The organism is Variovorax sp. RCC_210 (assembly GCF_041355175.1).
In the GTDB taxonomy this organism is placed as follows: domain Bacteria; phylum Pseudomonadota; class Gammaproteobacteria; order Burkholderiales; family Burkholderiaceae_C; genus Variovorax.
Window position 1 is genome coordinate 223,866 of the sequence record NZ_JBFUPJ010000007.1, and the last position, 20,389, is coordinate 244,254.

The following is a 20,389-nucleotide window of genomic DNA, read 5'->3' on the forward strand; positions in this document are numbered from 1 at the left end:
TGGGTTCGTGTTTCATTGCTCGAATCGATGCCACGAAGCACGCGCCCGGAAGGCGAGCGACCCGTGGTCTACCGAGCTATGACAGCGAAGCGGCGGCGGGACTGCACCATGTCACGAAATCTTCATGAAGCGGCCGCGACCGCCCAAGGGCACGCAGGTTCACGCGCGGCCCCGCCCCAGCAGCACGATGCCGCCGGGCAGCTCGGTGAGCTCCGCGCCGTACACGTCGCGCACCAGGAAGGCCACGTCGTCGAGCCGGTCGATCGAGAAGCTCGCCTGCACCTTGCTGCGGCCCAGCGCCTCGCTGGTGATGACCAGCCGGCCGTGGCGGTAGCGGTTGACCTCGGCCACCACCTCGGCCAGCGGCACCTGGTTGAACACAAGCTGGCGCCGCCGCCAGGCGCTGACGATGCCGGTGTCCACCGCCGCGACGGGGCCCAGCCCGGCGGTGCCGTAGCGCAACTGGCTGCCCGCGTCGAGCTGCGTGCGCTGCGCGCCGCGGGCCACTTCGACGTGGCCCGCGAGGCAGGTGACGCAGACCTCGCCGTCGAGGTTGCGAATGTTGAAGCGCGCGCGCAGCGCCGACACCGTGCCGCCCGCGGCGCTGACCTGCACCTGCGCGGCGCCGGCCGCGTCGGCGAGCACCTCGGCCTCGCCGGCCAGCAGCTCGAAGGCGTCGCCTTTTCCGGCACCACCACTGCCGACACGGTCTGCGCTGCCGGTGCGCTGCATGTTGATGCGCGTCTGCGTGTTCATCTGCAGCACGGCGCCGTCGCCCAGGGCCACCTCGCGCTGCTCGCCGGTGGCGGTGTGGTAGTCGGCGCCCCACTCGGCCACGGAGGTCCACAACCCCAGCGGCGGCGACACCGCCAGGTAGGCCACGGCGGCCGCCGCGGCGCCGCCGAGCAGCGCGCGGCGCCCTGCTACACGCGAAGGCACAGGCACAGGCAGGCGCTGGCGCGCGACGCGCTCTTCCTGCTGCTGCACGCGCAGCGCGGCCGGCGCCATGGCCTGCCACACCTCGCGCGCTCGTGTGAAGGCCTGGGCGTGCAGGCGGCTTTGCGCGCACCAGCGCTTGAAGGCGCGCGCGTCGTCCTCGGTGGCCTGGTGCGAGCCGAGCCGCACCACCCAGGCCTGCGCTTCGCGTTGCAGGGTCGTCATCGGTTCACCTCGTGCGGGGTCGGCAGGGCTCGCGGGGCCAGCCGGGCCATCGGAGCCTTTGGATCGGGGTTCTTCAACTGCCATCACGCTTAGACTGTTTTCCCGCCCCGGGACCGAAGCGCTGCACAAAATCCCGGCCCAGCCGCTCGCAGCAATGCTCCAGGCCGGCGCGCAATTCCTTCTCCACCGTGCGCACCGACACGCCGTAGCGTGTGGCGATGTCCTTGTGCGGCATTTCGTCCACGCGCGCCGCGTAGACGATGGCCCGGCGGCGGCGCGGCAGCTCGGCCAGCGCGCGCTCCAGCGCCTCGAGTTCGTTGCGGGCCTCGGCACCGCGGGCGGGGTCGGCCATGTCGTCGGCCATGTCGTAGAGCTCCTCGACCTCGCCCACGCTCAACAGGCGCGCGTTGCTCTTGCGCTGGTCTTCGGCCACGTTGAGCGCAATGCGGAACAGGTAGGCCGAGGGGTAGCGCACCGCGTGGCGCACGGTGGTGTTCTCCACGCGCAGGTAGGCCTCCTGCAATGCGTCGTTGGCCAGGTCTTCGGACCCCAGGCGAATCTGAAGGTGCTTCCTGAACTGGGCGTAGCGCGCGAGAAACAGCGCGCGCAGCGAAGCCCTGATCGAATCCGGCATGCGCGCGGCCCTCAGCGTGCGCGCAACGGCGCGCGCGACACGTAGGGCCGGCAGTCGCGGCCCGGGTCGGGGCGCGGTGTCAGCAGGATGGTCAGGGGCTGCGCCAGCGTGGGCGGCGGCGGCGCGTCGAGCGCCAGCGCGCGCAGGCTGGCCAGCACGGCGCTGTCGCGCTCGGGAATGCCGCTGCCTTCGAGCAGGCGCGTGTCCTCAACAAGGCCCTGCGCGTCGATCCACAGTTGCAGCCCGAGCCGGAACCGGCCGAAGGCGTCGGGCTGGGCGATGCACAGCACGCGGGTGATGGAGCGTTGCAGCACCTGCGCATAGGCTGTCTGCGCGGCGGCCTGCGCCACCTCGGCGGCGCGCGCCGCGCGGGCCTCTTCAGCGCGCGCGCGGGCTTCCACCTCGGCGGGTGCGGCCTGCGTCTCGGGCATGAGCGTGAAGGCGTCGGCCGCGCTGTAGCGCGCGACCAGGCCGGTGCCGTCGAGCATGCGGCGCAGGGCCTCGCGCGGCGCGAGCTCGCCGTTGACGGCGGCGGCCTGCTTGCCAGCGGTGAGGCTGCTGGCCACCAGCACCGAATGGCCGGTGATGCGGCCGAAGCGGGCCAGCGCGCTTTCCAGCGGCTGGGCCTGCAGGTCGAAGTACAGCGTGCCGGCGCTCAGCTCGCCGGAGGCGGCCACGCCCTGCGCGGCGGCCAGGCGGGCGCTCATCATCAGTGCGAGAACGAAAAGACACCAGGGCAAGGTCGGGGCGCCGCCGGGTGCGGAATGGCGTGTCATGTGGCGGAGCTGGTGGCGGGAGGGCCAGAAGGGCCAGGAGGGCGGAAGCAATGCAGCGCCTGCGGTCGCCCGCACTCCGCCTGTCTCCGCTCCTGTGGTGTTTGCGCCGAAGGCTAACGGCGGCGCGTGACCGACATGTGACGCCGGGGCATGCAGCGCCGCACTGTCGTCTACAGGTCTTCACCGTGACTTGCGATGTGGCTAGCATGCGCCCCCACGGAGGACGGTGCATATGAAGAACGGTTGTGGGCGGTGGCTGGCCTGGGCTTGCGGGCTGGGTATTGGCCTGGGTGCCATCTCGGGGGCCTTTGCTCAACAGGTGACGGACGACGCGACGGACAAGGTGGCCAGCGCAGCGGCCGACACCCAACCCGTCTGCGCGGAGGTCACCGTCAACGGCGTGCGCACGCCCTCCTACGAATGCCTGACGCAGAAGCTGCAGCCCAAGGCGCCGCCGCAAGGGCCGGACGGCGCGCAGCCCGCCCAGCCCGGGCTGGCTTCCGAAGCCATCGTGCTGCGCCCGTCGAACCAGCTCGGGCTGTTCAACCGCGCGGCGACCAGCACGCGCATGGGCAACACCTTCGGCACGTCGGTGTATCCGCAGCGGCCGCCGCAGGTGCAGCCTTCGTTGCCCGTCGGGCCGCGCTGACCTGCTGGCGCGTGATTTCGGGTTTCAGCGCCCCGGCGAACGCAGCACGGACGACTCGAGCACGCGCAGCTGGTAGGCGATCTGGTGGAGCTGCTGGGCCACGGTGAGCGTGGCGTTGGCGGGGCCGGTGTAGTGCATGGCGCTGGTGCGCGCCGCGTGCAGCTCGCCCTCCTTGCGCCTGCGCGGCCTGAGCGACGGCTTGCGGCGCACCAGGTGCATCAGCGACTGCACGGCCACGAAGGCGTCGTCGGTGGCGTCGCGCACCGCGGCAAGGGCCAGCTCCAGGTCGATGTCCCGCTGCAGCATCGCCTGCTCGACGAGGCCCGGCTTGTGCTTGCTGTTGTGGTTGTTCTTGGCTGCAACGCGCGTGCCTGCCGCGGGCGGCATTTTTTCTTTGAACATCAAGGCGCTGGCTCCTGACCCCATCCGTTTCACCGCCGGGCAGGTTAAGCCGAAAGACAACGTCGAAACTGAGCGTTTCTGAGCGCCGTGTCTCCTGCGGGCCTGCGGTCGCGCCCTCAGGGACGGATCAGCGCCCTGGCGTGAAAACAGTAGCCGGCATTGCGCGCGGTGTTCAGCGGCAGCGTGAGCCCGGTGGCCTCGCTGACCTTGCGCCGCAGCCGGCGTATCTGCGTGTCGAGGCGGCGCTGGTCGTAGCTGAGAAAGTGCTCGCCCAGCGCGGTCACGATCTGCTGGCGGCTGGCGATGTCGCCGGCACCGCGCATCAGCTCGTGCAGCACCGTGAGGTCTTGCTGCGACAGCGCGATGGGCGAGAAGCCCGGCGCCGACAGCCGGCGCGCGCCCAGCTCCAGCACCCAGGTGCCGGCCGGCACCGCGGCGGCGGTGTCGCCGAACTCCCCGGGCTCGCCGAGCCGGCGCGACAGCGCGGCCAGCGTGGCCGCGAGTTCGTCGAGGTCGGCGGTCTTGGGCAGGTAGTAGTCGGCGCCGATGTCCAGCCCCGCGACGCGGTCGCGCGCACCGCCGCGCGCGGTGAGCACCACGATGCCCAGGCGCTCGCCGCGTTCGCGCAGCTCGCGGATCAGCACCAGCCCGTCGCCGTCGGGCAGGCCCAGGTCGACCAGCGCGATGCCGTGGCGGCGCGGATCGTAGCGGCGCCTGAAGCCCTCGAGCGAGCCCTCGGCGTCCACACGGTAGCCGTTGCCCGCGAGGAACTCGCTCAACTCTTCGCGAAGCACGGCTTCGTCCTCCAGCAGGATCACATCACGCATGGGTGCAGGGTAGGGACAGGTGGCAATGTGAATCTGAGAATTTCTGAGCGCGCGGATTCTAGGCGGGCCACACCGATAATCCGCGCCGATGAAATGGCTTGCCTGGTGTCTTCGCGTGTGCGGCTTGATGGCCGCGGTGGCTCTCCATGCGGCGCACGCCGCGCCCCTGCAACTGGACCCGCGCGCCAGTGTCGACAGCCGCGGCCACCTGCGTGTGCTGCGCGACCCCGAAGGCCGCCTCGATGCCGACGAGGCCGCCGCCGCCACGGGCTGGCAGGCGATGTCCGGCGCGGTGAACGCGGGCTTCACCACCGACACGCTGTGGGTCCGGCTGGAGGTGCAGCGCCCCGCCGACGCGCCGGACCGGTGGCTGCTGCAGTTCAACAACGCGCTGCTCGACGACGTGCGGCTGTACCGCCGGGAGCCCGCTGGCGCACCCGGACATTGGCAGTTGATGCAGCGCGCGGGCGAAGACGCCGGCCGCGCCAGCTGGCCCGTGGACGCGCGCAACGTGCAGCTGCCCCTGCTGCTGGAGAGCGCGGAGCCGACGGCGCTGCTGGTGCGCCTGCAGACCAAGAACGCCATGTCGACCACGATCGGCTTCGCGACGCCCGAGGTCTATGGGCGCGCGGCGCGGCACGAGTACTTCTGGTACGGGCTGGGGTTCGGCTTCGGCTTTCTGCTGATCGCGTTCCACTCGCTGTTCTGGCAGATGACGCGCGACCGGCTCAGCGGCTGGTACCTGCTGTACGTGAGCATCGCGCTGATGGTCGAACTGCTCACCGCCGGCATCGCGCAGCAGATGCTCGCGATGCCGGTGTGGCTGTCGGACACGGCGCTGGGCCTGTGCATTTGCTGCGCTGTGGCGATCGGCATTCGCTTCTCCGCCATGCAGCTGGGCGCGGACGTGCGCTGGCCTGTCGCCACCCGCCGCGTGCAGCACGCGGTGACGATGCTGTGCGTGGTGGCCGCGGCCCTGGTGCTGGGCGGGCACAACGGCCCGGCCATGTTCGCGGTGCAGTCGACGGCCATGCTGAGCATCGTGTGCCTCCTGGCCGCGGCGCTGTGGCTGCTGCGCCGCGACCAGGGGCAGGCGCGCGCGTTCCTGCTGATCTTCGGCATCTACTACGCGGGCGTGCTGGTGAGCTTCCTGCGCAACATGGGCTGGCTGCCGGCCAACGCGTGGACCAACAGCGCCGCCGCCCTGGGCACCCTGCTCCACATGCTGCTGATGAGCACGCGCCTGAGCCGCCGCTACGACCAGCTGCGCCGCGACAAGGAGGCCGCGCAGGCGCGCGTGATGCAGATGGTCGGCAGGCACAACGACCAGCTCGAGGAAGAAGTGCGCCGGCGCACCGTCGACCTGCGCGAGGAAATCGCGCGGCGTGAAAGGCTCGAGGTCGACCTGCGCGCCGCGCTGGAAACCGAGCGTCGCGCCAAGCAGTCGCAGCTCGACTTCGTGGCGATGGTGTCGCACGAATTCCGCACGCCGCTGGCCATCATCAGCACCACCGCGCAGCAGATTGCCCGCAACCTCGACGCGGCGCGCGAGAAGACGCTGGCGCGCTGCATGAACCTGCGTGGCGCGGTGCAGCGCATGTCGGCGCTGGTGGAGGAATACCTCACGGCCGACCGCATGGACGCGGGGCACGCGCACTTCCAGCCGCGCCACTGCGAGCGCGACGAGTTGATGGAGCTGTTCGAAGACCTCGCCGCCGACTGGCCCGACGGGCGCATCGCGCTGCGCACGCACGCGCTTCCGGCCCGGCTGATGTGCGACCCCGGCTTGCTGCGGGTGGCGTTGCGCAACCTGCTGGTGAATGCGGACCGGCACACGCCCGAGGGCGGCGTAATCGGGCTGGACGTGGGGACGGATGTTGCAGGGGATAAGGCGGGGGACGCGTCGGGGGATGGGGGCGGCACCTTGCGCATCGGCGTGCACAACCCGGGCGACGCGATTCCCGCCGACGAGGTGACGCGGGTGTTCGAGAAGTACTTTCGCGGCCGCAAGGCGGCGCAGTCGCCCGGTGCCGGGCTGGGGTTGTACCTGGTGCATCGGATCGCGCAGCTGCATGGCGGCGATGTGCGGCTGGACAGCGCGGGGGAAGACGGGCGGGTTCGTTTCAGCGTGGCATTGCCGGCGGGGCGGGACTGATTCGGGGCGACGTGCTTCTTCGGTGGCACGGCATTCGTGCCCTGCGATGACTGGCGCTAGATCACCTTCGTAAATACACTAACGGGAGACGCTGGCGCTATTGCAAGACAAACCCGTGGCCGATTTCTGCCCTCCAGAATCCAGAACGCAGGCCGTTAGTGTATTTTCCGATATGGACACCCTCCCCCTCTTCGCACGGCACACCGACGAAACCCATCGACTCGCGTTCGATCGCTGGCTTGCGGACCAGCGGTCCGCCGGTTCGCTGCGGCAAACGGGCTCCATCGCGGTCTACCGCGACATGTGGGGCAGCTTTGTCGCCTGGTGCCTGGGCCAGTCGCCGGCCGTCGACCTCGACACGCTGGACATGCGCGACCTCGAGGCCTTCCAGGCCGCGCGCTACGGCATGAAGGCCGCCGACCAGTCGCTGTCGCCGCGCCATGCATTGCGGCTGCTGCGGCTCATCGACCGGGTGCTGCGCCACCACGCAGCGGAAACCGGCGAGCCGCCGAACACCGCGGCCGCCGACTGGATCGCGGCGCACCCCGACATCCGCTATGCCGAATCGGCCCAGTCCGACCCGCTGCCCGACTTTCTGTCGGTGACCGAAGCACGTCGGCTCATCAGCTTTCTTTCCGAAGCGCGGCCGCGGCCCGGCCTGTCGGGCCCACGGCGCGACGCGCACCGCGCCTTCAGCTGGCAACAGCTGCGCAACCGCACGGCCGTGGCGCTGCAACTGGGCGGCGGGCTGGCGCCCGGCGACGTGCGCGCGCTGACCCTGTTCGCGCCAGTGTCCGCGGGCGGTCGGGTGCGCGACCGGCCCTGGAAGCTCTCGGTGCCGGGCAACGGCAACCTGCCGCCGCGCGAAACGCCCATCGCGCCCTGGGCCGGCGAGCTGCTGCAGCACTGGCTGCAGGTTCGCGCCGAGGCCCGCATCGCCGGCGACCACCTGCTGCCCTCGACCCTCAGCGGCAAGCCCTGGAGCAAGGAGGCGCACTACAAGGCGGCGCGCGCGGTGCTCGAGGAGGCCGGAGTGGAAGCCGCCGATGGCGGCTCGTTCCGGCTGCGCCACACCTTCGCGCTGCGCCAGCTGCGCCGCGGCACGCCGACAGAGCAGGTGGCGCGCTGGCTGGGCATCGACCCGGAGGCGATGAACAAGTACAGCCGCGTGGTGGTCGGGCCGGCCGATGTGATCTGAAGCGCGGGAAGCGTGGGAGGCGTGGGAAGGGCAAGGGGGAAAAAATCGAAGAGGCTCGGTGCATTCAGCAGCGCGGGCGACGGCCCTTTGAGTGCTCCTCCTACGGCTTCGGCCGCAGGCGCCGGTAGGGTTGGATGCTTCGAAACCGCAAGCTTGCCAACGGCACAGACCCATGAAATTTTCCGCTTCCCGCTCCCTCGTTTCCCGCACCTTGTTGCTCGCCGGCGTTGTCGCACTCGGTGCATGCGCCAGCAATGCACCCACCGCGAGCACCGCATCGGGGATCGACAACCAGCCCGACCCGACCATCCTGCTGGTGCCCGTGCGCATCCAGGACCCGGCGCTCGCCTCGGGTTGCTGGGCGCAGTTCTATTCCAAGCGCGACTTCCAGGGCGACTTCGTCACGCTGGTCGGCCCCGCCCAGGTGCAGAGCATGGACAAGGGAACCGCCAAGCAGCTCAAGCGCGACATCGACAGCGTGAGCGTCGGCCCGCGCGCCACCCTGGAGGTGTACGAGCACGCCATGTTCAAGGACCGCACCGTGAGCTTCGCCCCCAACAGCCGCGAAGGCGGCCTGGTGCGCAAGCTGGGCTTCGGTGGCCGCATCGAGGCGATGAAGCTGTCCTGCAGCTGACCGCGCAGGTCGCAGGTCAAACTGGAAAAGCTGGCATGAAGATCGCAATGCCTTCTTCATGCTTACCTCCATCCAGAAAGCCAGCATCCTGCGAAAGAACGGCTTCGCGGTGCCGGATGCCCCCGCTGAACCAGAGCCGCTCGTGACGCCAGCGCCCGCCGCCTCGGAACAGGGCCCTGCCATGCAGGCCTGGCACCGGGCGATCGAGGCGCTGTTCGCGAGCTACGCGGCGGCACGCGCCGCGAAGAGCCTGCGCGACGCGCAGGAGAAAAGCCAGCTCGAGTGGTTGCGCCAGATGGCCAACGGCGGCGCGCCCCGGCTTCGAACCCATCGCGCCTGATCGAGCGCCTGTTCAAGCGATCAAGGCTTGCCGCGCCGCCAGGTGCGGGGGTCAGCTCTTTTTCATCGCCCCAACTCCATGGCCGCCTGGACCACAGGCCGCGCCCAGTTCGGTGTCGCGGCCAGCGCCGCCACATCGTCCGGCATCGGAAAAATCACCTCTCCCGCTTGCATCTCCAGCACCAGCACCGGATCGTCGATGTCGCCGCCGGGTGGTGCCTCCGCGCTGTTGTCGAACACCTGCAGCTGCGCCAGCTTCGGCAGCAGCTGGACCAGGTTGGCCCGCGACGCCACCCAGCGCTCGCGGATCTTGGCCTCCGGAATGTCATGACCGCCGCGCGTCACCCTGGCGCGCACCCGGGCGATGTGCTGCTCGGGCGAAGACAGCCCGCAGAAGATCATCAGCACGTCGTGCGTGGCCGACGCACCGGCGAGCAGCGCGGGAATGGTGTTGGCGCCCAGCGTGGTCTCGAAGGCGTAGTTGGTGCCTTGCGCAATGGCCGCCTCCAGCCGCTCGCGGCCCAGGTTCCATGCGCGGGCGTTCGCGTCTTCGGGCGTGAGACCGAGCTGCGCGATGAGCTCGCGGGCGAAGGTGTCGGGGTTGAACCAGCTCAGGCCGTGGTCGGCGAGCAAGGCGCCGCCGACCGAGCTCTTGCCCGCCCCGTTGACGCCGGCCAGCACCAGGATGAAGGGACGGGGCTTGGGAGCCGTGCGACTGGCGCGAGGGGCTCGATCAGTGCGCGCGGTGCGCGGGTTGCGCGGGACAGGTGCCTGGGCCGCCGCCATCAGAAGCTGTCACCCGCCTTGGGACGGCGCCCCAGCTTGCCCTTGGCCGCGAACAAGTTGCCCACCTGCTGCGCCGCGCCCGGTTCCTGGAGCGCGCCCAGCCGCGCGTCGAAGCGGCGGCCGAGCTCGTCGAGCACCGACTGTTCGCGCGCCTTCACCGCCTGTGCGTCTTCCACCAGCTGGTTGTAGGTGGCCGCGGTGAGCAGCACCATTTCGACCGTCGAATGGTTGGTGACCGCCACGCTGCCGGACTCCTGCACCTGGCGCACAACCTCGCCCCAGCGGTTCTTCACGTGGGAAGCGTTCTGACGCGGCAGTTCTTCAAGGTTGCGCAAGATGGCTGACATGGGGTGCTCCTTTTGAAGCCATTATGGCAAAAATAGCCAGAATGGACAATTTGGGGCGCAGCACCCGATTCCACCCGGTTCCAATACGGCGGCACGGCTGTTCGCGCGGCCCGATCTCCCACGCCACGTCGCGGCCTCGGCGCACGCCGGCAGCACCCGCCTGGCGCCAAGGTTTTCCCAGAACCAGAGAGGGCTACATGCGAGCGAAATGCCTATCGAATACCTGCTGGAAATCGAGAATGCGCCATTTCCCTTTCGCGTCGACGAACCGGCCGCGATCAGGTACATCGCGGTGTTGAAAGCGGTCGGGCTGGTGGAGGCCGAGATCTATCCGCCACTCGACCTGTGCGCGCGCTTCGGCGACTACAAGCTGGCCGTGGTCTCGGGCATCACCGCGCAAGGGCGGGAAGAGCTGGGCCGGGAATGGGCGATGGCCTGAGCCACGGAGTTGCCCGCTTCAGCTCAACCGGTCGGAGCGCAGCCGCTGGCGCTCGTCGGTCATCGAGCGCGCCGCCATGTACACCGCGCCCGCAGCCGCCAGCCCCCCCGCGCCGGTCAGCAAGAACAGCAACAGGATCTGGTACTTGGCCGCCTCGATCGGGTCCATGCCCGCCAGCAGCTGCCCGGTCATGATGCCCGGCAGCGTGATGATGCCGGCGGCCGACATCTGGTTGACGATGGGGATCATCCCGCGGCGAATCGACGAGCGAACCAGCTCCGCCAGCGCCTGGTGAATGGTCGCGCCGAGCGACAGTTGCGCCTCGATGCGCGCACGCCCTGTGGTCACGCCGTCGAAGAAGCTGTCCAGGCCCAGGCTGGCGGAGTTCAGCACGCTGCCCAGCACGATGCCCATCAGGGGAATGGCATAGCGCGGATCGAACCAGGGGTGCGGCTGGATGGCCGTCATCAGCGCCAGCACCACCGTCGCCACGCTCGACACCCCCACCGCCGCCGCGCCAATCGCAAAGTTGCGCCCGCCCTTCAGCCGATGCGAAGGCCGCACCGCCACCTCGCGTGCCGCCGCCAAGATCATCAGCACCACGATGGTGAGCGTCGCGGCCGGCGAGGCCGCAGCGAACGCGAAGCGCAGCACCAGGCCCACCAGCAGCAGCTGCACCACCATGCGCGCGGCCGCCCACAGCACCTGGCGGTGCAAGCCCAGGTGCAGCACCAGCGAGGCGCCCGCGTTCAGCAGCACCAGCAAGGTGGCGAGCACCAGGTCGGTGGCGTCGAGGTGAATGGTGTTCATGCGGCGTTCACCTGCGGATTCGGTTGAAGTTGCTGTACCAGCCGGCCCTCGACCATGTCGAACCGGCGGTGCCCGATGCGCTGCGCCTGCTCCACCGAGTGCGTGACCATCAACACCGCCAAACCCGCCGCAAGCTGGCGCCCCAGCAGCGCCTCGACCGCCAGCGTGGTCGCCTGGTCGAGCGAGGCGGTGGGCTCGTCGAGCAGCAGCACGGCGGGCTTGCGCGCGAGCGAACGCAACAGCGCCAGCCGCTGGCGCTCGCCGGTCGACAGGCGCGCGATGTCCGCTTGCAGGATGTCGACAGGCAGCCCCACGTCGACCAGCCAGCCCGCGAGCTCGTCGCGCATGTCGTCGGGGAAATGCCCGGCGACGGTAGGGCCCCACCACGCGGGCTCGGCCGCCTGGTAGATCACCCGCCGGCGCCATGCGGGGCCGGAACCGGCGTTGCGGTCGATGCCGTCGAGCAGCACGGTGCCCTCGCCGGGGTCGAGGTCGGCCACCAGCCGCAACAGCACGCTCTTGCCCGACCCCGATTTGCCGAGGATGCAGATGCACTCGCCGCGCTGCGCCTGCAGGTCGATGGCCGGGCGGCCCCGCGTGCTGAGCTGGCGAACCTCGAGAAAGGGCGCCGAGGCAGAGAGCGATCGGTCAGGCAAGGGAACGGATGAAGCAAGGGGCCGCGGTTCGGTCATCGAGAGGAGCGCCTGGCGGCTGCGGCGGGATGGGCTGCGGATGCTACCCGCCATGGCCCGACCCAGTGGGGCACTCCAGTACCTCCGCGTCTAGTACACGTCCCGGCGGTAGCGACCCTCGGCGATCAGGTCGTCGAGCGCCGCGCGCCCCAGCATGTGCGCGAGCGCGGCATCGACGCCGCCGGCCATGCCGCCCAGGCTGCCGCACACGAAGACCACGGCGCCATCGCCGATCCAGCGGCGCACATCGTCCGCCGCGGCGCGCAGCAGGTCTTGCACGTAGATGCGTTCGGGCTGGTCGCGCGAGAACGCGAGGTCCGCGCGCTCGATGCGCCCTTCGGCCTGCCAGTGCGCCACCTCGTCCATGAAGAACCCGTCGTGCGCGCGCTGGCGCTCGCCGAAGAACAGCCAGTTGCGGCGGTGCCCCCGCTCCACGCGCGCGCGCAAGTGCCCGCGCAGGCCGGCATAGCCCGAGCCGTTGCCGATGAAGATGCAGGGCCGGTCATCCGCCACCAGCTCGAAGCCGGGGTTGGCCAGCAGCCGCAGGTCGACTTGCGCCGCCAACGGCGCCTGCGCGGTGAGCCAACCCGAAGCCAGGCCGAGGCCGCCCGCATGGCGCGCCTGCCGCACCAGCAGCCGCAGGTGCCCCTCGGTGCGCACCGATGCGACCGAGTAGCGCCGCGGCGCTACGCCGGGCGCGGTGCGCACCTCGACCAGCGCACCCGGCTGCCAGTTCGGCATGTCGTCAGCCGTGGCCTTCAGTTCGATCTCGTAGAGCGGATGGCCCAGGCTGCCCGCGTTGAGCAGGCGGCGCGACGAGAGCGTCCACGCCGCGAACGGCTCGGCCTCGGGCGCGTCGGTGAACGCGAGGCCATCGGCATCGCCCAAGCCGTCATGCGCACCGGGCCGCGCGCCGCGCAACGCGCCCAGTTGCCGCCGCCACAAGGCCAGCGCACCGGCATCGACGTTGTCCACCTCGACCATCGGGAACAGCGACTGCGCGCCGGCCGCGACCAGCGCATGGTCGAGCGTGTGGCCGAAGCCGCAGAAGCGCTCGTAGTGCCGGTCGCCCAACGCCAGCAGGCCGTAGCGCAGGTGCGCCAGCGTCTGGTTGCCGGCCTGCGCGAGCCGCTGCGCAAAGCGCCGCGCCGCGTCGGGCGGGCCGCCCTCGCCAAAGCTGCTGGCCACGATCAGCAGGCGCTGGTGGCTGCGCAGTTGCTCCGGGTCCAGCCGCGCCATCGATGCCACGGTGACCGGCAGCCCGGCCGATTCGAGCGCGGCGGCGCTGCGCATCGCGATGCCCTCGGCGGTGCCCGACTGGCTGGCGAAGGCGACGAGCACGCGCTCGGGACCTGACCCCGCGCCTGTGTCTGCGGCTGTGTCCGGCCGCGTGGTCAGCGCCAGCGCCGCCCGCTCGGCGCGCACCGTGCGCTTCTTGCGCCGGCGGTCCAGGTACAGCAGCCAGCCGGTCACGGAGAACACCGGCAGCATCAAGGCGGCCAGCGTCATCACGATGCGCCCCGACAGGCCGAAGTAGGTGCCCATGTGCAGCGGGTAGATGGCGGCCAGGAAGCGCCCGCCGGCCGACTTGGCGTCGTGCCGTTCGTCTTGCGCCACCTCGCCGCCCGGCAGCTTCACCGTCATGCGGTTGCGCGCGCGCTCGTGCGCGGGCGCCATGTCGAGCCAGGTCAACAGCACCGACGGCGCCGCGCCCGAGGGCACGCGCAGGATGACCTCGCTCCAGCCGCCCGTCCGGCGCGCGCGCTTCTCGAAGGCGGCCCAGGCGGGCGCGACGTCCACCGCCGCGGCGTCATCGCGCGCCATGTTCCGCGCCATATTGCGCACGCCGGGCGCCGGGCGTGCCTGCTGCGCGGCCACGCGCGGGTAGCCCGCCCATGCGTCCACGCGGTCGCGCAGCCCGTCGAAGGCCCAGTACAGCCCGCTGGTGGTGAACACCACGTACATCAGCAGCGCGACGGTGCCCATCACCGAATGCAGGCCCCACAGGAACGAGCGCCCCTTCAGCGCGGGGTCGAAGGTGAGCCAGGCGCGCCAGTCGCCCACGCGGCGCGGCCAGCGCAGATACAACCCCGACAGCGACAACAGCAGCAACCCGCTGGCCAGCACGCCGGCGGCCACGCGCCCGGTTTCGCGCGGCAGCAGCAGCCAGCGGTGCAGCGACTCGACCCATTCGAAGAACGCCGCGCCCGCCAGCGGCGGCAGCGCCGCGCCCGTGTACGGGTCGACATACACCGCCTCGCCGCGCCGCTCGCCCTTGGGCGGCGCGAAGATCACGCGCGCCGCCGCGCCGGGCTCGGCGAACAGCGCGAGCGTGCCGACCTGCCGCTCGGGCCAGGCCTGCCGCACGGCGGCGAGCAGCTGCGGCGGCGCCAGCACCTGCCGTGCCTCCTGCACCGCCACATGGCGCCCGTGGGGGTTGAGCGCGTCGATGATCTCCTCGCGAAACGACAGCACCGCGCCGCTCAGGCCGATGACGATCAGCACCGTGCCGGCCGTGATGCCGATGAACCAGTGCAGTTGGAACCAGAGCTGGCGCAGCGAGGGAAATTTCATCTGATTGTTTTCAGCGGATGCCGACGGCCCAGTCGACCGCCGCGTCGAACAGCAGCCGGCCCGCGGGCGAAAGGTTGGTGAAGGTCTCGTTGCCGAGGAAGAACAGCACGCGCCGCGCGGGCGCGAGCGACTCATAGTCCATGGTGGCGCCCTTCTCGTAGCCGAAGATCGCCGCCTTGTCCGGCTGGCCGTACAACGTGGCGATGGTGGTGGCCCCGAGGCCGGGCCTGCCCCAGCTCATGCCGGCCTGCTTGGTGTACACGTTGGTCACGCCGGCGGGCAGCCCCGCGGCCATCGGGTGCGGCGCGTTGACGAGCCACACGTAGCGCTCTTTCGCGGCCTCGCCGAAGTCGGTGTCGTGGCGCTTGCCGGTCATGGCGAGGTCGTCGAGCAGGTCGTTTTCCCAGGTGAGCAAGGGCACCGGGAGCTGCCGCCACGCCGGGCTCACGTCTTTCGCGGCGACGGTGGACGAAATGACGACCAGGTCGGCGCCGCTCGCCACCGCCGGCGCGGCCGCCTGGTCCTGCAGCGCGACGGCGAAGCCGCGCGACTCGAGGTGGGCCTTGACCTTCTCGTCGACCGGCAGGCTGGGGCCGTCGCGCTGCACGAGCAGCACGACCTTGCGGCCCTGGCTCGCGGGCTCGGCCGCCTGCGCGGTGCCGAGGCCGAGGCCGAGGCCGAGGCCGGGTTCAAGCGCACCCACGAGGCCGCACGCGGCCAGCAGGACCGCGGCGCGCCGGGTGAAAAGGAGCGCGCTGATGGAGCGGATGCGTCGCGTCATCTCAGAACTCGAAGGTAGTGAGCAACGACACCTGACGCGCATCGCCCATCGAGATGAAGTACGTGTTGGCGGCCGACGGGTAGTAGGTCTTGTCGAACAGGTTCTTCACGTTCAGCTGGAACTTCACCTTCTTGCCGTACAGCCGCGTGTCGTAGGTGGCGAAGGCATCGACCGTGGTGTACCCGGGCAGCTCGAAGCTGTTGGCCGAATCGCCCGCGCGCTTGCCCACGTAGTGCGCGCCCGCGCCCACGCGCAGCCGCCCTTCGCTGCCGAGCACCTGCCCGAAGTCGTACACCGCCGAGACCGACGCCGTCTGTCGCGCCACGTTCCACAGCCGGTTGCCGGCGTACAGCGGGTCTTCGGTGGTCTTGGCGTCGATGTAGGCGTAGCTGGCAATCGCGCTCCAGTTCTTGCCCAGCTGGCCCGCCACGTCCACTTCCAGGCCGCGCGAGCGGGCGGCGCCCGAGGTGCGCCAGTCGGTCAGCTTGGTCACGTCGTTGAACTGCGAGACCAGCACGTTTCGCTTGCGAATGTCGAACAGCGCCACCGTGCCCGTCAGCCCGCCGGGCATGTCGATCTTGGCGCCCATCTCCCACGACTTGGCCTCCTCGGGCTTCACCGAGGCGTCGAGCACATAGCCGCTGGAGAGCGGCGCGATGGTCGAGGCCGGCTTCAGCGACTGCGTGTAGCTGCCGTACAGCGACACCGTGTCGCTCCACTTGTAGATCAGCCCCACGCGCGGCAGCACCTTGGAGCCGTCGGTGTCGGTGTTCACCTTGAACGGGCGCCCGCGCCCCGCCAGCTGGCTCCAGGCCTGGTAGCGCAGCGCGGCCACGGCGATCCAGCGGTCGCTCAGGTGAATCGAGTCCTGCAGGAACAGCGACTGGTTGTGCAGCCGGTCGGTCTGGTCGCTGTCGCTGGCGGACACGGTGCTCGACGGCGCCTCCAGCCCGTACACCGGAAAGATGTAGTTGAAGGTGCGCGTGGTGGCCTGGCGCAGCAGGTCGGCGCGATAGATGCGGCGGTACTCGGCGTCCCAGCCGAACTGCAGGTCGTGGCGCATGCCGCCCAGCTCGACCGTGCCGTCGACGTAGGCGGTGGCGTAGCTGTCGGTGCTGAGCGCGCCGTGCGTGGCGTCGTTGCTGCGCGCCAGTGTGCCGCGCGTGGTGTTGATGCCGTTCACGCGCAGCTGGTTGGCGTCGTACGCCTCGCGGTTGTAGCTGAGGTTCACGTGGCCGGCCCAGCCGCCGCCGAACTGGTGGTCGACCGAGAGCTGCGCCAGGTGCGTCTCGCCGGTCATCTCGTTGAAGGGCTCGTCCAGCCGCTGGGTCTTGGGCAGCGCAAGCGGGCGCTGGGTGCGCGGGTCGAGCGCGGTGCCGCGGTCGAACGGGGTCACGTACTTGCGGTACTCGTACCAGAACACGGCCTGCGTGTCGTCGCCGTACCAGGCCAGCGAAGGCGCCACCAGCGTCTCGCGGTGCTTGCCGAAGTTGCGCCAGTAGTCTTCGTCCACGTGGTCGACCACGAGCCGGTACGCCAACCCGTTCTCGCCGATGGGGCCGGTGGTGTCCAGCGTGGCGCCGCTGCCGTCGCGCCCGCCCGCGTAGCCCGAGCCCAGCAGCGACAGCGCGGTGCGCTGGCGCAGTTGCGGCTTCTTGCTGACCACGTTGACCACGCCGCCCGGGTCCATCAGCCCGTACAGCAGCGACGACGGGCCCTTGAGCACCTCGACGCTCTCGGCCGCCGCGTTCATGCCGCGGCCCTGCACCAGCGGCATGCCGTTGTGCATGATGGAACCGTCGCGGTTGCCGCCGAAGCCGCGCTTCATGATCGTGTCCTGCGTGCTGGCCAGGGTGTTGCCCTGGTTGATGCCGCTCACGTTGGCCAGCGCGTCGTCGATGTTGCGCGGACGCTGGTCGCGAATGACCTGCGCGGGCACCACGTTGACCACCTGCGGAATCTCCAGCACCGGCGCAGTGGTGCGCAGGGTCGATGCATCGGGCGTGGGCTGGTAGCGGTCGTCGGCGTCGGTGGGCACCGGCGCCGCGCGCGCCACCACGCGCACGGCGGGCAACGTGCCGTCGGCGTCTTCGCTGTCGGGGGTGGCGGCGGTGCCGACGAGCGGCACGGGCATGGCCTTGCGCAGCGTGAACTCGCCGGCGCCACCCTCCACCGCTTCGAGCCCGGAGCCCGACAGCAGCGCGGCGAAACCGGCGCGCACCGTGTAGCTGCCTTGCAGGCCACCGGACTTCAGGTCCCGCGTGCTGGCCGGGTCGAACGACAGCGCCACGCCGGAGGCGGCGGCGAAGCGGCCGAGCACCGAGGCCAGCGGGCCGGCGTCGATGCGGTAAGCCTTCGCAGCGGCAGCACCGACGGCGGCGCCCGTGGCTCCGGTGGCACCGGTGGCCGGCTCCGCGGCGTGCGCCGCGAGCGGCATCGCCAGCGCGGCCGCCAGCAGGTACAGCGCCTTTCGTACAGGGGTGGGGGACAGGTTCAGCTTCGGCACGGGCATTCGGGTTTCCTTCGGCAGGGAGGGCGGGCCCATGGCGCAAGCGCCATGGTTCTGAGAGGTAGGCCGAACGAAACCGGAAAAGATGAAAGGTGCTGGAGAAAAAATTCGCAATTCAATCGAAACGGTGGCGCGATCAGGCCGGCACCAGCGACACCCAGTAGCGCGTGACGCTGCTCGCGCGCACCGGAAACGCCCGCGTGAGCACGGCCAGCGCCTTGTCGGTGTCGTCCAGCGGAAAGGCGCCCGACACCTTGATGTCGGCCACCGCCGGGTCGCACACCAGGCGACCGCGCCGGTAGCGCGACAGCTCGGCCACCACGTCTTCCAGCCGCCAGTCGTTGACCACCAGGCTGCCCTGCGTCCAGTCGACGGCCGCGGCATCGGCGGCGCGCGGCGCGTCGACGCCGCTCGCGCCGAAGCTGGCTTGCTCGCCGGCGCGCAGCGTCACGACCTGGCCCGGCCGCTGCACGGGGCGCAGTTCCACCGCGTCTTGCAGCACCGTGACCGTCGTGCGCTCACCCTGCGTGCGCACCGTGAAGCGCGTGCCCAGCGCCAGGATGCGGCCCTGCGCGGTTTCCACCATGAAGGGGCGCGCGTCCTTGCTTGCGGGGGCGCGGGGTTTCGCGGTCTCGACCAGGATCTCGCCGTCGCGCAGCGTCACCAGCCGGCGCGAAGCGTCCATGGCCACGTCGGCCGCCGAGCGCGTGTTCAGCATCAGCCGCGAGCCGTCGGCCAGCAGCACCGAGCGTTGTTCGCCGGTGCCGGTGCGGTAGTCGGCCAGCCACGCGCGCCAGCCGCCTTGCATGCGCTGCACGCCCACGGTGTCGGCCACTTGCCAAGACAGGTACGCCAGCGATCCGCCCGAGGCCAGTACCGCCAGCCCACGCAGCACGCGGCGCCGGTCGATGCGTTCCGGCCGCACGGCGCGCAGCGTGGGCGCGGCGATGTGCGCAGGCACGCGCTGCAGCGTCGTCTGCATCGCCGTGAAGCGCTGCCACGCGCGCTGGTGGTCGGGGTGCGCGCGATGCCAGCGCTGCCAGGCCTCGCGGTCGGCCTCGGTCGCCTCGCCGGAGCACAGGCGCGCGTACCAGGCAATCGCCTGCCGGCGGACCTCGGCATCGGCATCAACGTCGACCAGCGGGCGCAGGGCGATGCCGCCGTCGATGTCGCCGTGGATGCCGCCATCGACGCCGCCGTGTTCGAAGGAAGCCTTCACGGCGCCAGCAGGTAGCAATGCTCCAGCGCCTTGAGCATGTAGTTGTTCACCGTGCGCACCGTCACGTTCAGTCGCCCGGCAATCTCGCGGTAGGTCAGCCCGTCGAGCTGCGACAGGATGAATGCCTGGCGAATCGGCGGTTTCATGCCGTCGAGCATCGCGTCGATGGCGGTGAGCGCTTCCAGCACCAGGGCCCGTTCTTCAGGGGACGGCGCCTGCGGTTCGGGCAGCGCGGCCAGGGTCTGCAGGTAGGCGCGTTCGAGCGCGCGGCGGCGGTGAAAGTCGACCACCAGGCCGTGCGCGATGGTCGCGAGGTAGGCGCGCGGTTCGGTCGCGGCCACGGGCTCGGCCTTGCTCATCACGCGAACGAAGGTGTCGTGCGCCAGGTCGGCCGCGTTGTGCGAGCAGCCGAGTTTCTTGCGCAGCCAGCCATGCAACCACCCGTGGTGGTTGCTGTAAAGCGATTGCACTTCGTGCTGCAACACGAACTCGGCGGCCGGCATGGGTTCTGCACGCAGCGGGCACTGCGTCTTAATAAGAATGGTTCTCATTGTAGCGAACCGGAGCGCCGAGCCGTCGGCTTTGCCCAACACCACGTTCGCCCAGTTCGCGGGCGCCGGATGTAGCTTCATGTAATTTCTTCGCACGCGCGCACGACCGTTGCGCCTACAAGAACGCCCGTGCCTCCGTGGAAAACTCGCGCCCATGCCGGAGACACACAACCTGGACCAGAACGGCCTCGCAGCCTTGGCCGCCGAATGGCGCCGACGCGCGCTGCGGGGCGATCACACCGCCCGTGGCATCGCCCATGCGCTGGAGGTCGAAGTGCGGCGGCTCACCGGGTCGCGTGCCGCCCCCGCGCACGACCTCGACACGCGCCACCTGGAGCTGCGCCAGGCGCGCGGCCCGTGGTGGAAGCGCTGGTAAGCGTCGCCCCCCCCGATCCCCGCCAAAGAATTTCAGTCGTCCACGCCTTCTAACGCACGTGCGTAGGAGGCCGCTTCGGCCGGCGTCATCGCATCTTCGAGCGCCGCGAGTTCGAGCCGCTCGAAGTCGTGCGCGATCCACTCGAACATGTGCGAACGCGGCATGTGCTCCAGGTCTTCCCCATCGCACCAGGGCTGCAGCCGCGACGGCGCACTGCTCAGCAGAAAGCGCAGGTACAACGCACGCGCGATGCGAACCGCAGCCGCCCGCTCAGGGTCTTGCAGCGCATGCCGGCAAGCGGCCAGCTGCTGCTCGCAAGCCGCCAATCGCGCCTGCGCCTGCGCGCACCCATGCGTGCCCACGTCGAGCGCGCGACATCGCGTGTCCTGCATGCGATGAAATTCGCACAGCACGCGCGCGTAGGCATGCTGTTGAAGAAGAAGAAGCGTGCGGTCCAGAAAACTCTCTTGCATGGTCAAAAGATATGAAGGTTTGCCGGCCGCCGCAGGCGTAGGACTTGGCGCAAAAAA

At 70.4% G+C, this 20,389-nt stretch carries 22 protein-coding genes; 7 read left to right on the plus strand and 15 right to left on the minus strand.

Going from position 1 to position 20,389, the window contains the following annotated elements; translation table 11 throughout:
- Window positions 1–159: 159 nt before the first annotated feature.
- From AB6807_RS20880 to AB6807_RS20890, 3 genes are all read right to left on the minus strand, one after another.
- Window positions 160–1,161, minus strand: coding sequence for a FecR domain-containing protein (locus AB6807_RS20880; RefSeq protein WP_371086078.1), 1,002 nt, complete (start codon window positions 1,159–1,161; stop codon window positions 160–162).
- 73 nt (window positions 1,162–1,234) lie between these two features.
- Window positions 1,235–1,795: an RNA polymerase sigma factor gene (locus AB6807_RS20885; protein ID WP_286515423.1), complete on the minus strand. Its 561-nt coding sequence runs from the start codon at window positions 1,793–1,795 to the stop codon at window positions 1,235–1,237.
- An 11-nt stretch (window positions 1,796–1,806) separates the two neighbouring features.
- A complete protein-coding gene (locus tag AB6807_RS20890) occupies window positions 1,807–2,571 on the minus strand; it encodes a secretin and TonB N-terminal domain-containing protein (protein WP_371086079.1) in 765 nt (254 codons plus the stop codon).
- A 232-nt stretch (window positions 2,572–2,803) separates the two neighbouring features.
- Here AB6807_RS20890 and AB6807_RS20895 point away from each other — a divergent pair, with 232 nt between their 5' ends.
- Entirely contained in the window at window positions 2,804–3,220 is a 417-nt protein-coding gene (locus tag AB6807_RS20895) for a hypothetical protein (protein ID WP_371086080.1), read from the plus strand.
- A gap of 24 nt (window positions 3,221–3,244) precedes the next feature.
- On the opposite strand, the gene AB6807_RS20900 is transcribed toward AB6807_RS20895, so the two are convergent.
- Both AB6807_RS20900 and AB6807_RS20905 read right to left on the minus strand, forming a co-directional pair.
- On the minus strand, window positions 3,245–3,622 hold the full coding sequence (locus AB6807_RS20900; protein WP_132749050.1) for a hypothetical protein: 378 nt from the start codon (window positions 3,620–3,622) through the stop codon (window positions 3,245–3,247).
- Window positions 3,623–3,738: 116 nt separating this feature from the next.
- Complete coding sequence (locus AB6807_RS20905; RefSeq protein ID WP_116913193.1) at window positions 3,739–4,449, minus strand: response regulator transcription factor; 711 nt, start codon at window positions 4,447–4,449, stop codon at window positions 3,739–3,741.
- A gap of 88 nt (window positions 4,450–4,537) precedes the next feature.
- Here AB6807_RS20905 and AB6807_RS20910 point away from each other — a divergent pair, with 88 nt between their 5' ends.
- The 4 genes from AB6807_RS20910 (at window position 4,538) to AB6807_RS20925 (ending at window position 8,776) form a co-directional block, all read left to right on the plus strand.
- Entirely contained in the window at window positions 4,538–6,604 is a 2,067-nt protein-coding gene (locus AB6807_RS20910) for a 7TM diverse intracellular signaling domain-containing protein (RefSeq protein ID WP_371086081.1), read from the plus strand.
- A 172-nt stretch (window positions 6,605–6,776) separates the two neighbouring features.
- Complete coding sequence (locus AB6807_RS20915; RefSeq protein WP_371086082.1) at window positions 6,777–7,802, plus strand: tyrosine-type recombinase/integrase; 1,026 nt, start codon at window positions 6,777–6,779, stop codon at window positions 7,800–7,802.
- Between the two features lie 172 nt (window positions 7,803–7,974).
- A complete protein-coding gene (locus AB6807_RS20920) occupies window positions 7,975–8,436 on the plus strand; it encodes a hypothetical protein (RefSeq protein ID WP_371086083.1) in 462 nt (153 codons plus the stop codon).
- 58 nt (window positions 8,437–8,494) lie between these two features.
- Window positions 8,495–8,776, plus strand: coding sequence for a hypothetical protein (locus AB6807_RS20925; protein ID WP_371086084.1), 282 nt, complete (start codon window positions 8,495–8,497; stop codon window positions 8,774–8,776).
- A gap of 62 nt (window positions 8,777–8,838) precedes the next feature.
- Here AB6807_RS20925 and AB6807_RS20930 read toward each other — a convergent pair whose 3' ends face one another.
- Both AB6807_RS20930 and AB6807_RS20935 read right to left on the minus strand, forming a co-directional pair.
- Complete coding sequence (locus AB6807_RS20930; protein WP_371086085.1) at window positions 8,839–9,561, minus strand: AAA family ATPase; 723 nt, start codon at window positions 9,559–9,561, stop codon at window positions 8,839–8,841.
- The gene (locus AB6807_RS20935; protein ID WP_116913198.1) at window positions 9,561–9,908 is read right to left on the minus strand and encodes a type II toxin-antitoxin system prevent-host-death family antitoxin; all 348 of its coding nucleotides are present in this window, start codon (window positions 9,906–9,908) and stop codon (window positions 9,561–9,563) included. Before AB6807_RS20935 ends, AB6807_RS20930 begins: the two co-directional genes overlap by 1 nt.
- Before the next feature lie 208 nt (window positions 9,909–10,116).
- Here AB6807_RS20935 and AB6807_RS20940 point away from each other — a divergent pair, with 208 nt between their 5' ends.
- Complete coding sequence (locus AB6807_RS20940) at window positions 10,117–10,347, plus strand: hypothetical protein (protein WP_116913199.1); 231 nt, start codon at window positions 10,117–10,119, stop codon at window positions 10,345–10,347.
- 18 nt (window positions 10,348–10,365) lie between these two features.
- Here AB6807_RS20940 and fetB read toward each other — a convergent pair whose 3' ends face one another.
- The 7 genes from fetB to AB6807_RS20975 form a co-directional block, all read right to left on the minus strand.
- On the minus strand, window positions 10,366–11,157 hold the full coding sequence (gene fetB, locus AB6807_RS20945; protein WP_371086086.1) for an iron export ABC transporter permease subunit FetB: 792 nt from the start codon (window positions 11,155–11,157) through the stop codon (window positions 10,366–10,368).
- Window positions 11,154–11,813 (minus strand): ATP-binding cassette domain-containing protein, encoded by a 660-nt coding sequence (locus tag AB6807_RS20950; RefSeq protein WP_371086087.1) that lies wholly within the window; start codon window positions 11,811–11,813, stop codon window positions 11,154–11,156. The genes fetB and AB6807_RS20950 overlap by 4 nt, the downstream gene beginning before the upstream one ends.
- A gap of 126 nt (window positions 11,814–11,939) precedes the next feature.
- Window positions 11,940–14,423 carry a PepSY domain-containing protein gene (locus AB6807_RS20955; RefSeq protein WP_371086088.1) on the minus strand — a complete coding sequence of 828 codons (2,484 nt, stop codon included), beginning with the start codon at window positions 14,421–14,423 and terminating at the stop codon, window positions 11,940–11,942.
- A 10-nt stretch (window positions 14,424–14,433) separates the two neighbouring features.
- The gene (locus AB6807_RS20960) at window positions 14,434–15,204 is read right to left on the minus strand and encodes a hypothetical protein (RefSeq protein ID WP_371086089.1); all 771 of its coding nucleotides are present in this window, start codon (window positions 15,202–15,204) and stop codon (window positions 14,434–14,436) included.
- 1 nt (window position 15,205) lies between these two features.
- The gene (locus tag AB6807_RS20965) at window positions 15,206–17,716 is read right to left on the minus strand and encodes a TonB-dependent siderophore receptor (RefSeq protein WP_371086090.1); all 2,511 of its coding nucleotides are present in this window, start codon (window positions 17,714–17,716) and stop codon (window positions 15,206–15,208) included.
- A 133-nt stretch (window positions 17,717–17,849) separates the two neighbouring features.
- Window positions 17,850–18,932, minus strand: coding sequence for a FecR domain-containing protein (locus AB6807_RS20970; RefSeq protein ID WP_371086091.1), 1,083 nt, complete (start codon window positions 18,930–18,932; stop codon window positions 17,850–17,852).
- Complete coding sequence (locus AB6807_RS20975; RefSeq protein ID WP_371086092.1) at window positions 18,929–19,435, minus strand: sigma-70 family RNA polymerase sigma factor; 507 nt, start codon at window positions 19,433–19,435, stop codon at window positions 18,929–18,931. The genes AB6807_RS20970 and AB6807_RS20975 overlap by 4 nt, the downstream gene beginning before the upstream one ends.
- Window positions 19,436–19,637: 202 nt before the next feature.
- On the opposite strand from AB6807_RS20975, the gene AB6807_RS20980 reads away from it, so the two are divergent.
- Window positions 19,638–19,859 carry a hypothetical protein gene (locus tag AB6807_RS20980; RefSeq protein ID WP_116913206.1) on the plus strand — a complete coding sequence of 74 codons (222 nt, stop codon included), beginning with the start codon at window positions 19,638–19,640 and terminating at the stop codon, window positions 19,857–19,859.
- Window positions 19,860–19,891: 32 nt separating this feature from the next.
- Here the strand turns inward: AB6807_RS20980 and AB6807_RS20985 are convergent, their stop codons facing one another.
- Window positions 19,892–20,332, minus strand: a complete 441-nt coding sequence (locus AB6807_RS20985) for a hypothetical protein (protein ID WP_116913207.1) — start codon at window positions 20,330–20,332, stop codon at window positions 19,892–19,894.
- Window positions 20,333–20,389 lie beyond the last annotated feature (57 nt).

What these genes read in the sequence shown, in the direction of transcription:
- AB6807_RS20880 (WP_371086078.1), bottom strand. Translation starts at nt 1,161, where the DNA reads ATGACGACCCTGCAACGCGAAGCGCAGGCCTGGGTGGTGCGGCTCGGC.
- AB6807_RS20885 (WP_286515423.1), bottom strand. Translation starts at nt 1,795, where the DNA reads ATGCCGGATTCGATCAGGGCTTCGCTGCGCGCGCTGTTTCTCGCGCGC.
- AB6807_RS20890 (WP_371086079.1), bottom strand. Translation starts at nt 2,571, where the DNA reads ATGACACGCCATTCCGCACCCGGCGGCGCCCCGACCTTGCCCTGGTGT.
- AB6807_RS20895 (WP_371086080.1), top strand. Translation starts at nt 2,804, where the DNA reads ATGAAGAACGGTTGTGGGCGGTGGCTGGCCTGGGCTTGCGGGCTGGGT.
- AB6807_RS20900 (WP_132749050.1), bottom strand. Translation starts at nt 3,622, where the DNA reads ATGTTCAAAGAAAAAATGCCGCCCGCGGCAGGCACGCGCGTTGCAGCC.
- AB6807_RS20905 (WP_116913193.1), bottom strand. Translation starts at nt 4,449, where the DNA reads ATGCGTGATGTGATCCTGCTGGAGGACGAAGCCGTGCTTCGCGAAGAG.
- AB6807_RS20910 (WP_371086081.1), top strand. Translation starts at nt 4,538, where the DNA reads ATGAAATGGCTTGCCTGGTGTCTTCGCGTGTGCGGCTTGATGGCCGCG.
- AB6807_RS20915 (WP_371086082.1), top strand. Translation starts at nt 6,777, where the DNA reads ATGGACACCCTCCCCCTCTTCGCACGGCACACCGACGAAACCCATCGA.
- AB6807_RS20920 (WP_371086083.1), top strand. Translation starts at nt 7,975, where the DNA reads ATGAAATTTTCCGCTTCCCGCTCCCTCGTTTCCCGCACCTTGTTGCTC.
- AB6807_RS20925 (WP_371086084.1), top strand. Translation starts at nt 8,495, where the DNA reads ATGCTTACCTCCATCCAGAAAGCCAGCATCCTGCGAAAGAACGGCTTC.
- AB6807_RS20930 (WP_371086085.1), bottom strand. Translation starts at nt 9,561, where the DNA reads ATGGCGGCGGCCCAGGCACCTGTCCCGCGCAACCCGCGCACCGCGCGC.
- AB6807_RS20935 (WP_116913198.1), bottom strand. Translation starts at nt 9,908, where the DNA reads ATGTCAGCCATCTTGCGCAACCTTGAAGAACTGCCGCGTCAGAACGCT.
- AB6807_RS20940 (WP_116913199.1), top strand. Translation starts at nt 10,117, where the DNA reads ATGCCTATCGAATACCTGCTGGAAATCGAGAATGCGCCATTTCCCTTT.
- fetB (WP_371086086.1), bottom strand. Translation starts at nt 11,157, where the DNA reads ATGAACACCATTCACCTCGACGCCACCGACCTGGTGCTCGCCACCTTG.
- AB6807_RS20955 (WP_371086088.1), bottom strand. Translation starts at nt 14,423, where the DNA reads ATGAAATTTCCCTCGCTGCGCCAGCTCTGGTTCCAACTGCACTGGTTC.
- AB6807_RS20960 (WP_371086089.1), bottom strand. Translation starts at nt 15,204, where the DNA reads ATGACGCGACGCATCCGCTCCATCAGCGCGCTCCTTTTCACCCGGCGC.
- AB6807_RS20965 (WP_371086090.1), bottom strand. Translation starts at nt 17,716, where the DNA reads ATGCCCGTGCCGAAGCTGAACCTGTCCCCCACCCCTGTACGAAAGGCG.
- AB6807_RS20975 (WP_371086092.1), bottom strand. Translation starts at nt 19,435, where the DNA reads ATGCCGGCCGCCGAGTTCGTGTTGCAGCACGAAGTGCAATCGCTTTAC.
- AB6807_RS20980 (WP_116913206.1), top strand. Translation starts at nt 19,638, where the DNA reads ATGCCGGAGACACACAACCTGGACCAGAACGGCCTCGCAGCCTTGGCC.
- AB6807_RS20985 (WP_116913207.1), bottom strand. Translation starts at nt 20,332, where the DNA reads ATGCAAGAGAGTTTTCTGGACCGCACGCTTCTTCTTCTTCAACAGCAT.